Annotated in this window: 12 protein-coding genes; 6 read left to right on the forward strand and 6 right to left on the reverse strand. The window is 58.1% G+C overall.

Going from position 1 to position 13,945, the window contains the following annotated elements:
- Nucleotides 1-95 precede the first annotated feature (95 nt).
- Entirely contained in the window at nucleotides 96-410 is a 315-nt protein-coding gene (locus tag H4317_RS03635; RefSeq protein WP_185888798.1) for an FtsB family cell division protein, read from the forward strand.
- Between the two features lie 187 nt (nucleotides 411-597).
- A complete protein-coding gene (locus H4317_RS03640; RefSeq protein ID WP_185888799.1) occupies nucleotides 598-939 on the forward strand; it encodes a hypothetical protein in 342 nt (113 codons plus the stop codon).
- Between the two features lie 48 nt (nucleotides 940-987).
- On the opposite strand, the gene H4317_RS03645 is transcribed toward H4317_RS03640, so the two are convergent.
- Nucleotides 988-2,208 (reverse strand): anhydro-N-acetylmuramic acid kinase, encoded by a 1,221-nt coding sequence (locus H4317_RS03645; RefSeq protein ID WP_185888800.1) that lies wholly within the window; start codon nucleotides 2,206-2,208, stop codon nucleotides 988-990.
- A 202-nt stretch (nucleotides 2,209-2,410) separates the two neighbouring features.
- Nucleotides 2,411-4,270 carry a Fe-S protein assembly chaperone HscA gene (gene hscA / locus H4317_RS03650; RefSeq protein WP_185888801.1) on the reverse strand — a complete coding sequence of 620 codons (1,860 nt, stop codon included), beginning with the start codon at nucleotides 4,268-4,270 and terminating at the stop codon, nucleotides 2,411-2,413.
- Between the two features lie 180 nt (nucleotides 4,271-4,450).
- Between hscA and H4317_RS03655 the strand changes: the two genes are divergently transcribed.
- A complete protein-coding gene (locus H4317_RS03655) occupies nucleotides 4,451-5,302 on the forward strand; it encodes a murein L,D-transpeptidase catalytic domain family protein (protein WP_185888802.1) in 852 nt (283 codons plus the stop codon).
- Between the two features lie 416 nt (nucleotides 5,303-5,718).
- On the opposite strand, the gene H4317_RS03660 is transcribed toward H4317_RS03655, so the two are convergent.
- Nucleotides 5,719-8,088 carry an alpha-amylase family glycosyl hydrolase gene (locus H4317_RS03660; RefSeq protein WP_185888803.1) on the reverse strand — a complete coding sequence of 790 codons (2,370 nt, stop codon included), beginning with the start codon at nucleotides 8,086-8,088 and terminating at the stop codon, nucleotides 5,719-5,721.
- A 358-nt stretch (nucleotides 8,089-8,446) separates the two neighbouring features.
- On the opposite strand from H4317_RS03660, the gene H4317_RS03665 reads away from it, so the two are divergent.
- A complete protein-coding gene (locus tag H4317_RS03665; RefSeq protein WP_260625808.1) occupies nucleotides 8,447-9,220 on the forward strand; it encodes a murein L,D-transpeptidase catalytic domain family protein in 774 nt (257 codons plus the stop codon).
- Between the two features lie 83 nt (nucleotides 9,221-9,303).
- Here H4317_RS03665 and H4317_RS03670 read toward each other — a convergent pair whose 3' ends face one another.
- From H4317_RS03670 to H4317_RS03680, 3 genes are all read right to left on the reverse strand, one after another.
- Entirely contained in the window at nucleotides 9,304-10,371 is a 1,068-nt protein-coding gene (locus tag H4317_RS03670) for an Ldh family oxidoreductase (RefSeq protein WP_185888805.1), read from the reverse strand.
- Nucleotides 10,372-10,473: 102 nt separating this feature from the next.
- Nucleotides 10,474-11,445, reverse strand: a complete 972-nt coding sequence (locus tag H4317_RS03675; protein WP_185888806.1) for a Ppx/GppA phosphatase family protein — start codon at nucleotides 11,443-11,445, stop codon at nucleotides 10,474-10,476.
- Nucleotides 11,446-11,619: 174 nt separating this feature from the next.
- Nucleotides 11,620-12,504 (reverse strand): class I SAM-dependent methyltransferase, encoded by an 885-nt coding sequence (locus tag H4317_RS03680; RefSeq protein WP_185888807.1) that lies wholly within the window; start codon nucleotides 12,502-12,504, stop codon nucleotides 11,620-11,622.
- A gap of 102 nt (nucleotides 12,505-12,606) precedes the next feature.
- Here H4317_RS03680 and H4317_RS03685 point away from each other — a divergent pair, with 102 nt between their 5' ends.
- Entirely contained in the window at nucleotides 12,607-13,077 is a 471-nt protein-coding gene (locus H4317_RS03685) for a DinB family protein (protein ID WP_185888808.1), read from the forward strand.
- 16 nt (nucleotides 13,078-13,093) lie between these two features.
- Nucleotides 13,094-13,888 carry a diaminopimelate epimerase gene (gene dapF, locus H4317_RS03690; RefSeq protein WP_185888809.1) on the forward strand — a complete coding sequence of 265 codons (795 nt, stop codon included), beginning with the start codon at nucleotides 13,094-13,096 and terminating at the stop codon, nucleotides 13,886-13,888.
- Nucleotides 13,889-13,945: the final 57 nt, after the last annotated feature.

Consider the following 13,945-nt stretch of genomic DNA (forward strand, 5'->3'; position numbering starts at 1 on the left):
GGTACTTCACCTTTGAGTGAACGGCTTACGGTAGAGACCTGCCAACGGCTGCCAAAAACAGCGTCATTCATTGAGCTACATTCTTATCTTTGGCTATGCAACTCACTGACCTAACCGCCCGTGTGCCACGCTTTCTGCGCAGCTTCTATTTCTACACCGGCATGGGATTTCTGGTCTGGATGTTCCTCTTCGACGCCAACGACTTCGTGAAGCAGTACGATATGTACGCTAAGTGGCAGGAGCTGCAAACCGAGAAACAATACTACCTCGACAACATTGAGGTGGTGAAGCGTGAGCGAGCCGAGTTGCTCAGCAGCCCCGAACTATTGGAGAAGTTTGCCCGCGAAAAATACATCATGAAGCGCCCCGGCGAAGATGTTTTCGTGCTGGTACCACAGCAGGAAAACTAAGGATACTTCGTGGCTGCACCCACTGTGGCGTCAGATTTGCCGTAAGCAGATCATGCCGCAATTCCACCCCCATTGGCTTCGTTCCCCTTCCGGTTTGAGTGTAGCTCGTCGGCTGGTACTAGTCTGCCTTCTGCTCTGCCTACCGTTATCCGGAGCTTTTGCCCAGAAATCACCTTCGCAAGTACAGGTGGCACGCCAGTTTCTGTTGGCGGTGCTGGCCGGCAACTATCCGGCTGCCTATGCACTTTTGGCTCCCGAAGTAAGCGCTGCCGTACCGCTGGCACAGTTTCAAGCGGCAGCGCAGCCGTTGCAGCAGCAGGGCCTACAGCGCCAGCGTACCATCGACCTGTACAAGCTGGGTTACCGCATCAGTGACAACACTACAACCCGCTCTTTCGTGGCCTTTATGTTCCGGAGCGACACGCTGCTACCGCGCCCACAGGTGCAGCTTGATGTAACGTTCCGCGACAGTACGGCTCGGCAGGTTCTCAGCTTTGGGCTGGTTCCGGCCCCGCAATCGGTGAAATAGAAGGCTACTGTACCCTCAAGCCTGTTTCTGCAGGCTGCTGGTAAAAGGCTAAGTAGGCCAGGAAATTTTGCCCATGCTGACGGCCGGTACCCGCTGCCTGCCTGCTCCAATACTGATGGGCTGTCCCGCCACGGCTTCGTTGGCCAGCACGGCAAACAGTATGGCCTCTTTAGCGTCGGGCAGTATGCCCAATACATCTGTAGTAGCGAAGCGGCAGGCTGGCAGATGGCGCGCCAAAGCAGCCCGCAGCACAGTGTTATGCGCGCCGCCACCGCTGGTGTACACGGCCAGGGCCGGCTGAGGCCCGAATACTTGCTGTGCTGCCCGCGCTACTCCAATGGCACTTAGTTCGGCCAGAGTAGCCAGTAGATCTTCAATGCCCAGCGCCTGAGTGCCAGTGTATTCCTGTGCTTGCCGTAGATAAGTGGCGCCAAACAGTTCAGGCCCGGTGGTTTTGGGCAAGGGGGCCGCAAAAAACGGATGCTCTAGCAGCGCAGCTAATAGTGCGCTGTGTATAGTTCCGGCTGCTGCCAGACGGCCATCCTCATCGTAAGCAAGGTTTGGATAGTGGGCGCGCACCGTAGCATCCAATAGCGTGTTGCCGGGGCCAGTGTCGGTGCTGAAAGCAGTGCTGCTGTCTTGGCCGGTGCGGGGCAAGTAGGTGAAGTTGGCAATACCGCCCAGGTTGAGCAGCAGCCGCTCCTCTTCAGCACTGCTGAGGAGCAGGTAGTCGCCGTAGGCAGCTAGCGGAGCACCTTCTCCGCCGGCTGCAATATGCTTTTGCCGAAAGTCGCTGAGAGTGATAATACCGGTGCGTACGGCCAGTTGGTCGCCGTCGCCAAGCTGCAGAGTGGCATCCTGCCCCAGAAAATCAGGGTGCTGATGCTGATGTGCCGGCGCATGGTAAACGGTTTGGCCATGGCTAGCCAGCAGATCTACTTCGGAGGGCTCTACTCGCCACTGGCGCAAACAATCCAGAACCATATCGGCGTGCAAACGGCCCAGCCACGGATTCAACAGGGTCAGGTACTCCAAACTGACCTGTCCTGTTCCGCCCCCCGCAAACACCTGTCGGACGCGGCGCCGAACATCCTCATCGTACGGCACCGTTGCAAACTGCTCCAGTTCCAGCCGAGTGGCTGGCCCGTGCCCGTATAGCCGGCACAGCACCACGTCCAAGCCGTCCAGTGAGGTACCCGACATCAAGCCGATAATGCGGCGACTAGGCTGCTGGGCAATATGATGTAGGCGAGCAAGTGCTGGATTCATGTTATTTGTGCCGTTTACAACTACTGCAGAGTGGATTATCAAGCCAAAAACGTTTTTTGTACCGTTTATTACTACAGGCTCGGCAATGGCAGCGGGGAATTAACTACCGTAAATAAAGCAAAAATGCCCTACCACGCGTTGGTAGGGCATTTCGGAAGGTATTGTGCGAAGTGCTCAACGGCTACAGAGTAAGCCAACGTGACTACTCGATTTTTTTGCCGGTCATGGCCTGCTTGATGGAGATGTTCATTACCCGTTCGGCGTAAGGGCTGGTCAGGGCCTCCAGTTCATCTACCGCCTTGAGGATCGTGTCTTTATCTTTCGTCTCGAGCGACTCGCGCAGGAGTTGAGTAGCCGCCGCCGTATGCGTGATTTCGTCTTCGGTGAGATGCTGGTGGTTTTTTTCCACAAAACGCTCCACCTGATAAATCATCTGCTCTGCCACGGTACGGGCCTCAATCACCATGCGTGCCGCTACGTCTTCGCGGGCGTGCGTGAGGGAATCCATCAGCATTTGCTCTACTTGCTCATCAGTAAGGCCATACTGCGGCTTTATTTCGACGGAAGTACGGGTGTTGGAGCGCAGTTCGACGGCTTCTACTTTCAAAATGCCATCGGCATTCAGAATGAAGTTTACATCGACTTTGGGAAGGCCGGCCGGCATGGCTGGGATACCGCGCAGGTCAAATTCAGCCAGTTTGCGGTTTTCCTGCACCAAGTCCCGCTCACCCTGATACACCGAGATTTTCAGGTTCACTTGCCCGTCTATACTGGTGGTGTACTGGCGGCCAGCTTTGGTCGGGATTTTGGAGTTGCGCGGGATGATGGGGTCCATCAGGCCGCCCAGGGTTTCAATGCCCAGCGTTAGGGGCGTCACGTCGAGCAGGAGCACGTCGCGGCGGTTGCCGGCCAGTATGTCGGCCTGGATGGCGGCACCAAGGGCTACCACTTCATCGGGGTTGAGCGAGTTGTTGGCGGGCTGCTGGAAAAACGCCGACACCGAATCGTATACCAGAGGCACCCGGGTGGAGCCTCCTACCAGCAGCACCGCATCAAGGTCGGCAGGAGTGAGCTTGGCATCAGCCATGGCCCGGCGGCAGGAATCTATGGTGCGTGCTACCAGAGGGTCGGCCAACTCATTGAACTTCGCCTTGCTGAGCGGGAGCAGCGTGCCCTCGAAATCGGCTTCGAAGGATTCGTTCTGGCTGAGCTGTACTTTGGCTTCCTCCGCCAGCAGGCGTAGTTGCTGCTGCGTCTCGGGGCTCTGGTACAGCAGCGTGGAGAGCTGGTATTCGGTAGCCCAGTATTCGTAGATGGCGTAGTCGAGGTCGTCGCCGCCGAGGTATGTATCGCCGTTGGTACTCAGTACCTCGAAGATGCCCTGCTGAATGCGCAGGATGCTTACGTCGAACGTGCCGCCGCCCAGATCGTACACGGCCACGGTTTTTTCCTCGTCAGGCGAAAGGCCAATGCCGTAGGCCAAAGCCGCTGCCGTCGGCTCGTTCACGATGCGCAGCACCTCTAGGCCGGCTAGGCGGCCCGCGTCGCGGGTGGCCTGCCGCTGGGAATCATTGAAGTACGCTGGCACCGTAATAACGGCTTTGTTGACGGGCGTTTTGAGGGCGTGCTCGGCGCGGGCGCGCAACTCCCGCAGAATCTCCGCCGACAGCTCGATGGGAGAATAGAACTTGTCGCCAACCCGGATTTTAACCAAGCCTTCAGAGTTGTCATCGATGACTTTGTAGCCCAGCTCGCGGGCATGCTCGCCGAGGTCCTTGTAGCTTTTGCCCAGCAGGCGCTTCACCGAATAAATGGTGTTTTCAGAGTCGGTGAGCAGGTATTGCTTGGCTTCAGTGCCGACTATCGGCGTTTCGCCGCCCTGCGGAAAATGCACCACCGATGGCACGATGGTGCCGCGCCCCTGGTCGTTGATGGCGCGGGGCTGGCGGGTATCGGGCTGAATGTAGGCTACCAGCGAATTGGTGGTGCCTAGGTCGATGCCAACGATGATTTCTTCCTGCTGTATGCTCCCCGTGGAGAGGTTAATTGCGACTTTGGCCATAGCGAAAAGGCAGCGTACCGACGAGCGGCGCGCGGTGAGCGAAACGAATGTGGAAGGGCATAACCACCCAGATCCGCAAAGGGCACAAAAGTAACGAAGAAAACCCGGCCACGGCCGCCGATAAAAGGTGTGGTTTTTTATCGGCTGCTGCTCTCTCCTGAGTACCTTGCCAGCATGCGTATGCTTGTTGGGAAAATGCGGGGCATGCTGTGGCAACTGGTAGCCGGACTACTAGTAGGGCTCGGCCTGAGCGGGTGCCACGCTTCTGCTTCCGAAACCAAGGCCTTACCGGCTGCTATAGTTTCTGCTCCTAATACCGCTCAAACCCAGTCAGGAGTAGCCGTAGTGCCCGACTCGTTGCGCCTGACACCTATAGTGCCTCTGGCCAACGTTTCGGATTCGCTGCATCAGGCTGTGCAGCAATTGCGCGCCAAACTAGGGCCTGAGGCCGCTGAGTTGCGCCTGGAGGTGCTGGAGCGGGCCTGCGTAGGCTACCTGACGCTGCGCCAGGCCCGAAAAATCAGCCAACCTGGCATCCTGGCTGTGGCCGATATGGATTTGCCTTCCTCTGAGAAGCGTTTGTGGGTACTGGATTTGCAGAAAGGCGAAGTGCTGCACCGAAGCCATGTGGCCCACGGGCGAGGCTCGGGCAAGCTACGCGCCCACCGCTTCTCCAACGTTATGAAATCGGCGTGCACAGCGCTGGGCTTCTACCGCACGCAGGACACCTATGGCGGCAAGCACGGCCTCTCGCGCCGCCTCCGCGGCCTCGACGCAGGCCAGAACGACAACGCCCTGCGCCGCTATGTGGTGCTGCACGCCGCCGACTACGTGAGCCGCCAGCACCTGCAGCGCCACGGCCAGGCCGGTTATAGCCGCGGCTGCCCCGCCCTACCCCCCGACCAGTACCGCGCCATTATCCGCACGGTGGGGGAGGGTGGCTGCCTCTACCTCAGCGGCCCCGGTTTGGAATCAAAGTGGCTGGATGCCGCCGCCGCCGCCCGGCAATTGGCAGCGCGAGGGTGGCGGTAATTCATTTTATCAAGGTATAGCAAGATGCGTACTAGGTATAAAACCAGTATCCTGTTGTTCTGTGGCACTGTCGTCGCCATCCTCATCGACTTTACATTGTTCATGCCGGCCCGCCTCGACGATGCCAGTTGGGAAGCCTATAGCGGGCGTGATTTCACTATAGTGCACGAAGACCCTCTGTCGACTGCAAAAACAAGTAGACACGGACGGTTGATACAGCTACTCCGGACCGGCCAGCAATTCACAATCCTGTACTGCCTTGGGGGGCATGTCTGGCTAAGAAATGACAGTACCCGAGAGGTAGCGCATTACACAGAGTTATAATCTTCTCAGGAAGTGCTCTGGTGATTGAAAAAAAAGAGGCTCCCTATAACAGGGAGCCTCTTTTTGTGCCTTTATGCAATAAAGTTGATAACCTACTTCACTACCACTTTGCGGCTCAGGTGCAGTTCGGGCACATTCAGCAGGTACACGCCGGCCGGAAGGGCGCGAGTTACGCGCAGGCGCTGCTCGGTGGAGCCGGGGTACAGGCGCACCGACTGCTCGTGCACCGGGCGGCCCAGCAGGTCAACCAGCCGGAGTGTAGCCATCAGTTCCTTCGGCGACTGCAGCACCACATCAATCCGGTCAGAATTGGTGGGGTTGGGGTATACCATCAGGTCGGCGCTAGCCAGAGCCGACTGCGCTGTGGCAGCCAGCGTGCTGGCTTCGCGCAGGGCAGTAGAGGTCAGCACAGCAGGAGCCGTATAGGTGGCTTTGATGAAGGCTCGCTGACCAGGATTGGCTGCTACGGAGTTTTTAGCCCGTAACGTAATCCAGCCGGTAGCGGTAGGGGTGTAGGTTCCGGTGAGGTTGCCGGTGCCGGTTCTGCTAGTCAGAATGGTGCTTGTACCACTCACCAGCTCCACCGTGAGGCTGCGGGTGGCATCCGTCGGGAACAGGGTGTAGGTAACCGCTTTGCCTGACTCCACATAAATGCGGCCCGCCGTGCGGTAAGCTGTAGAAGAAGCCGGTAGCTGCCCGCCCTGCTTCAAGGACGACGCATGTGAGTCGCCGAGGTCATCGGCCAGTTCCCATTCCTGGGTGGTGGCCATGGCGGCGCGGGTATAGTTGGTGCCGATGCCAGTAGGAGCCCATACTGAGTAGCCACGGCGGCCGCCAGTGGCTGTGCCGTTACAGGGAGGTGTATTGATAGTTACGGTCTGCGAGCCGCTTACTGTCACAGTAGCCGTGCCATTGGCGCCCGAGTAGTCCTTCAGCACTGTGCCAGGCGCGAAATCACACGAAACCGTGCTGTTCTGCCAAGTCGAGAAGTTGTCGTTGATGCCAATGAGGGCCTTGGTGCTACGCTCAATTACGAGGTGGTCGGCGGCTTGCCAGCGCACTTTGTAGGCACCATCCTTGAAACGCAGGTTTTGGTGGCACCAGATCAGGTTTTCGATGTCGGAACGCTGAGGCAGATCCGTGGCGCTGGTAGGCTGGTGGGAATACCGCTTGCCCGTGTTGCCGATGTTAAACAGGTCTTCAAAAAAAATCTGTGGCGAGCCGTCAACAGCTAGAGCGGCGGCATACGTAGCCGACAGCCGCGGATCGAATGGGTCGATGTGTGGGGCCAGTTCCGAACCCGTGTTCCAGCCGGTGTAGTTGCCGGTACTGCTCACTTGAGGTCGGAAGGTGTCGTGGTTGTTCACGAAGGGTACCGTGCGGTGCACGTACTGCCCATTGATCTGCACCACGCGTGTGCCTTGCTGGTAGCTGGGTAACGAGCCCAGATCAAAGTTGCCACCTCCGCTCACAATGCTGTATAAGCCGTTGCGCAACGAAAAATCGAAGGTGCCGGCGCGGTTCTGCACATTACTTACCCAGCCGTCCATCTGCCCCGAGGAACCTACCCATTCGCCCACGGCGTACATGGTGGCGCCGCCATTTGCCCAGCCGGAGTTGCTCTGCATGTTGTAGAGAAAATCTTCCATGGCAAAGTCGGGGAAATGCTTCACGGCATCTAGGCGTACGCCATCAAAGCCTTCCTGCTTCTTGTACCACACCAGCCAGTTGCGCACGTTGTTGCGCATGTAGTCGGCGCTCTGGGCCGGGTTGAAAGTGGCATTGGAGCTTTGGCCATACGAGCCGCTGTAGTAGCTCACGTCGGGCCCGAAGTACACCGCATTCCAGTCGCCGGAGGTGGAGTTGTTGCCGGGGTTTGGGTTGAAGTTCTGCCAGTTTTTGGGGAAGCGGCCATTGCGGGCTAAGTAATTAGCTGCGGTTTCATCAGTGGCAGGCTTGCTGTAGCTCACATACCGGAAGTTTTTGTATTTGCTGGTCGAGCCATCTTCCCAGGCCGCTGGGTCCTGGCCGCCCGCACCGCTCTGGGAGCCGGCGCCATCATTATGATTCAGTACAATGTCCTGCACTACCTCGATGCCGTTGGCATGCAGCACCGCCACGGCCCGCAGTAGTTCATCTTTGTTGCCAAGGCGGGTGGCCGTGAAGCCCTTTTGGTACTTATCCCCTAGGTCGTAGTTGTCGAAGGGAGAGTAGCCGTTGCCTTGGTTACCGTTTTTGATGCTCGGCGGCAGCCACACGGCATCAATGCCCATTGCTTTCAGGCGCGGAGCCAGCAGCGCAATGTAGTTGGCCCAGCCATTGGGGTAGTTGGTGTTCCAATAGTCCCACCAGTAGCCTTGAAGCACTACTTTTTGGGCTTTGGCAGGTTGGCCGCCCAGAACCAGAAGGGCAGCCGCAGCCAGGGTGAGCTTGCGCCACCAGGAGTTTGTACCGTTGTACATGAGAGAATGTGGGAATTGGTTGGAAAGAAAAACGACGACTATTCTTCGCCGAAAGGAGCGGATTATAGGATTACAAAGTCGATAAATAAATGGTAAAATATTGATGGTGTATTAGCTAGTTATGGTTCTGCTTTTGCCAGTTTTCCAGGTGGCAAGGAATTTATATAGCGAAATCGGCATTATATTAGATATCAGCTAACGGGGTTCCGATGTATCTGGAATGGTCCGGTTCCCGTAAGACCACACGTAACACGGCTACTCATCCGAGCGGCCGTTTATCTGCAACCGAAACTGACTTGTGTCGATGGAAAATCAGAGTGTAGTTCATCGCCTGCGGCTGAAGCGCCGGGCGCGCCGTATGGCTCGTCGTATATTGCCTTTCGTCGCGTCGTTGTTTATGGCCACACCGCTGGCCGCGCCGGTTGTCAACAGCAAGGCCAATGCGGCTAGCATGTCGAATGCCCTGCCGTCGGCTAAAAGCCTGCAGGCTGCTTTCTTCAGTCAGCAACTGCATGATATGTACCGCGACCTGAATGTGGAAGCACAGGGCCTGCGCTACGAAGTATTTGAAAAAGCCATGACCGGCTATCTGAATCTGCAGCACGACGGCCAGCTTTCCGATGATAAGCAGTTGCTGACGGTAGTTGACTTTGAGTTGCCTAGCACCGAAAAGCGCCTGTGGGTGCTTGATCTGGAAGCTAAGCAGGTCAAGTTCCACACGCTGGTAGCACACGGCCACAACTCCGGGGAGAATGTAGCCACCAACTTCTCTAACCAGAACGAGTCGAACATGAGTAGCCTGGGCTTCTATGTGACGCAGGGCGAATACGTTGGTAAGCACGGACGCTCACTCAAGCTCAATGGCGTAGACGAAGGCTATAACACCAATGCACTGGCTCGTTCTGTGGTCATGCACGGTGCCGATTACGTGAGTGAGGAGTTCATCCAGCAGTATGGTCGCCTGGGCCGTAGCCTCGGGTGCCCGGCCTTGCCCATGGATCAGAAGGACGAAATCATTGAAGCTGTAAACGGCGGCACCTGCCTGTTTTTGAACGGCCCCGACCAATCCTACTCCTCGAAGTATTTGGACGAGGACGTAGCCATGAACACATTGCTGTCGGCCAATAGCTAACAGCCGTTCATAAAGAATAAAAAAAGGCCCGCTGACATGATTTGTCAGCGGGCCTTTTTCTGTTTGGGGTATCAAGAAGGGCCTTAAAGTTTCACTCCGAATTTGTTGCCCACCGTTTCCAGGTCTTTAAGTACTGGCTCCAGCAACGGAATGCCTTCCAGCAGTCGTACGGCAGAGGTTTCACGCTCCGGGTCACCGGGAATAAGCACGTGGCGACCTTCTACTGCCTGCGCGGCCCGGAACGTAGCAATCCAATTGTCCATGTGCGCCTTAAACTCGTCAGCCGGGCGGAAGGCATCCACGCGCATAGCCCCGAAAAAGTGGCCCAGACCCTGGCCCACGGGGTTCTCGGAAGGCTGTAGGAAGACTACGAATGGCGGCACCCATGGTCCGTAGTTCGCGCCACTCAGCACGGCGGAGAATATGTCTACCACCGCGCCCAAGCCATAGCCTTTATGCGAGCCAGTAGCGCCGCCGAGCGGTAGCAGCGCACCACCGTTTTTCACGGCGTTAGCGTCAGTGGAGCCAGTGCCAGCAGCATCCTGCGCCCAGCCTTCAGGGATTGGCAGATTTTTGCGCTGCGCAATTTCCAGCTTGCCATTGGCGGCGGTAGTCGTGGCCATGTCCAGCACAAAGTCGGGCTGCTCGCCGGCGGGCACAGCCACTGCAATAGGGTTGGTGCCCAGCAGGCGCTCCAGCGAGTAAGTGGGGGCAACCAGTGGCGAAGCGTTGGTCATGGCCACTCCAATCATGTCGTGGGCCAGGGCTTTCATTGCGTGGTAGCCCGCAATGCCGAAGTGGTTAGAATTCTTCACCGAAACCCAGCCCGACCCCACTTGTCGGGCTTTATCCATGGCTACCTGCATGGCGCGCGGCCCCACCACCAGTCCCAGGCCTCCGTCGCCGTCTACTACGGCGGTGCTGGGCGTTTCGTAGGTCACGCCCACACGGGGGGCGGTATTGATGCGGCCGGCCTCCCAAAGCCGCACGTAGCCAATCAGCCGAGCTACTCCATGCGAGTCGACACCGCGTAAATCGGCGGAAAGTAAGGTTTCGGTGGCCAGCGTGGCATCGTCGTCGGGGCAGCCCATACCGCGAAACACGGCTTCCGTGAAGGTGAAGAGCTGGTTGTAGGAGAGGGTTGTCGTCATAAAGCAGATGATACGCTACTGCCCATTCACAGGGTGGACCCCTGAGTTACAGAGCAGTCGGTATGTAAGAAACAGGGTGAGGAAGAGTAGCGCTGCACGTCATCAGGCCTGAGAAGGCGACCGTAGCATTTCGGCCAGCAGCCCTTCCTTCAGAGCGTAGGCGGAAGTACGTAGGTGCGTAATGCCCGTCAACTCCAGCACATAATCGGTAAGGATGGCGGCCACCACCAGCATGTCGGCGCGCATGGGCAGGATACCGGGCAGCGTTTTGCGCTCTTCATGCGGCAGGCTCAGTAGCTGTGTGTAGCTGCGGCGGAAACTTTCCAGTGCCAATTCAGTGCTGGGCGGCAGCTCGGCTTCGGTGCGGAGCCGGCCCAGCTGCATATCGGCCAGGCTGTCGAAGCTGCCGGATGCGCCAATCAGACCCACCGGCCGGAACTCGTCTACGGCGGCAGCCAGCGGCGTCAGCACCGTGCGCAGGTAGGCTTTTTCGGCGGCTACGGCCTCAGTAGAAATAACACCGCTGGCATCGGGAAAGAACTGGTCGAGCAGCCGCTGCGCCCCGATTTCAAAGCTTTGTTTCCAGAAAATGGTCTGCTCATTGGCAATGATGAATTCCACCGAGCCCCCACCAATATCCATGATAAGGTGCGGCTCCGGGCCCAGCGGTACGGCTTGGCGCACGCCGGCACAAATCAGCTCGGCTTCCCGGTCGCCGGCAATGACTTCTACCCGGATGCCGGTCTGCTCGAAGATGTCCTTTACCAGCTCCGGCCCGTTGGCCGTGACCCGCATAGCGCTGGTAGCCGTGGCGCGCACATCCGTTACTTGGTGCAGCTCCATTTCTTCCTTGAAGCCAGCCAACGTGTGCAGGGCCCGCGCATACGGCTCCGGCGCAATATGTCCCTTACTGATGCCGCCTTCACCAAGCCGCACGCCTACTTTGGTGCGCAACAGTACCACCGGCTGTGCGTGGCGCGCCTCCGGCAGTTCCACAATCAGCAGGTGAAACGTGTTGGTGCCCATGTCGATAAGGGCCAGCCGGCGGTGCGGCGAGTGATGCAGTGAGGACATGGACCAGGATAATAAGGTGGTAGGGTAGTGAGGCAGTAAAGGAAACACTATCGTCCTGCGCTTGCGAAGAACCCTAGTAGGATTTGCGCAATAAGCAGAAAGCAGCCTTGGTAACAGTTCATGCTTAGAGAATAAAGCTCAGGTCGACATGACCTTGTGCATCACCTAAACGAACTAGGTAGCGAACCGGCAGAATGTGCCCAGCGGCAGTTTGCGGGCGGCTTGGTCGTGCAGGTATATTTCCCCGATTTCGCGCTTATCGCGCATGTTCGGGAAGATTTCACCCACTAGATTGTCGAGAATAAGGGCTGAAAATCCCAGCGAGTACAGGTTGACGAGGAAGAAGTGGTCCTGCGGGTCGAGCAGTTCTTTGCAGAGCTTGAGCATTTCGTTAAGCTCGTCTTCCAGCTGCCACTTCTCGCCGTTGGGGCCGCGGCCGTAGGCGGGCGGGTCAAGAATGAGGCCCTGGTACTTGCTGCCGCGCTTCACTTCGCGCCGCACGTATTTCATGGCGTCTTCCACCAGCCAACGCACCCCATCTAGGTTGCTGGCTTCCATGTTGTCGCGGGCCCAGAAATTGACCTGCTTCACCGAATCCAAGTGCGTAACGTCGGCGCCGGCGGCGCGGGCAGCCAGCGTGGCCGCGCCGGTGTAGGCAAACAGGTTGAGCACGCGCGGTACGGCCGCCTTGCGCTTGCGCGTCTGGTTGTAGATGAACTGCCAGTTGGGGTCCTGCTCCGGAAACAGCCCCACATGCTTGAACGACGACATACCCAGCCGAAACCGCAGCTTCAGGCCGTCGGGCCGCTCGTAGCCAATCAGCCACTGTTCAGGTGTACCGGGCTTGATTTTCCATTGTCCTCGTTCCTGGCTGCCTTTCTCACGGGTGAACGTGGCGTTGGCGCGCTGCCATTCTGAAGCCGGCAGATGCGGGTCCCAGATGGCCTGGGGCTCGGGCCGGGCCAGAATGTGCTGGCCGAAACGCTCCAGCTTCTCGAAGTTGCCGGCGTCAATCAGCTCGTAATCGGCCCAGGGGCTCGTGGTCAGAAACGTGTACATAGAACTACTTTTAGGCTGCCGGTAGGCAGGCGGGCAAAGGTACGGCATGGCGCAGTTTCGGCCGGCACCGTATATGGCCATAAAAGAAGCAGACTGAAAATCATGCGCGAAACTCAACGAATAGCAGACCAGTTGCGGCGTGCTTTTGATGGTGATGCCTGGTCGGGGCCTTCACTGCAGGCTACACTAGCCGGAACGTCGGCCGCACAAGCCGCGGCGCACCCACTGGCCGGCGTGCACAGCATCGGGGAGTTAGTGCGACACTTGGCCACGTGGGCTGGCACCGTGGCTTGGCGTGTGGAGCAACAGCAGCAAACGCCGCTTACCAATGAGGATTGGCCGGCTTTTGCAACGGACCCCGATGAAAGGCAGTGGCAGCAGGCACAGCAGGAACTCCAAAGTGCCCACCAACGGTTACTAGCTGCCACCGAGTTCCTGACTGATACTTCGCTGGAAACCAAAGTGTTGCAAGCAGGCGGCTCCGAAGTGACGCTTTATGTGCTGCTGCATGGTAGTGCGCAACACTACCTTTACCACGCCGGCCAGATTGCCTTGCTGCGCAAATTTCTCTGATTACACCTCTGCTTCCGTGACGCTTCCCTTCTTCAAATACCAAGGCACCGGCAACGATTTCGTGATGATGGACGACCGTTCTCATCAGTTCGACGAAACCAACCACACGCTGGTGCGCCACCTCTGCGACCGGCGCCGCGGTATCGGGGCCGACGGGCTGATTCTGCTCCGCCAGCATCCGCAGTACGATTTTGAGATGGTGTATTTCAATGCCGACGGCTACTTGGGCTCTATGTGCGGCAACGGTGGGCGCTGCACCGTGGCGTTTGCGCGGCAGTTGGGCGTCATCAAAACCGACACCACATTTCTGGCCGCCGATGGCCCCCATAAGGCCCGGATAGATGCCGACGGGACCGTGCACCTGCGCATGCAAGACGTGCTGGGCCAGCAGGAAATAGAAGACTGCGGCGTGTTTCTGGATACTGGCTCGCCCCATTTGGTGCGTTTTCAACCCGCCAGTACCCTTGCTGAGCTTGATGTGTTTTCGGAAGGCCGCTCCATTCGCTACAATGAGCGTTTCCGGGAAAAAGGCACTAACGTAAATTTCGTGGAAGCTCCGGCTATAGCTGGCCAGCCCTGGCAGGTGCGCACCTACGAGCGGGGCGTAGAAGACGAAACCCTGAGCTGCGGCACCGGTGTCACGGCAGTGGCATTGGCAGCTTCGCGGCGCGGCGCGGCCAGCCCCGTGCACCTGCGCACGCCTGGCGGCGACCTGCGCGTTACGTTTGAGGCGCACCCCGACGGTACCTTCACAAACATATTCCTCAGCGGCCCTGCCACGCGGGTCTTTGAAGGGAAGGTGGAGGTATAAGCCAATCTGCTGCCGATTCTGAAATGAGGGCGTACGTCCTGCTTTCCTCTTGCGCTT

The organism is Hymenobacter sediminicola (assembly GCF_014250515.1).
Classification (GTDB): domain Bacteria; phylum Bacteroidota; class Bacteroidia; order Cytophagales; family Hymenobacteraceae; genus Hymenobacter; species Hymenobacter sediminicola.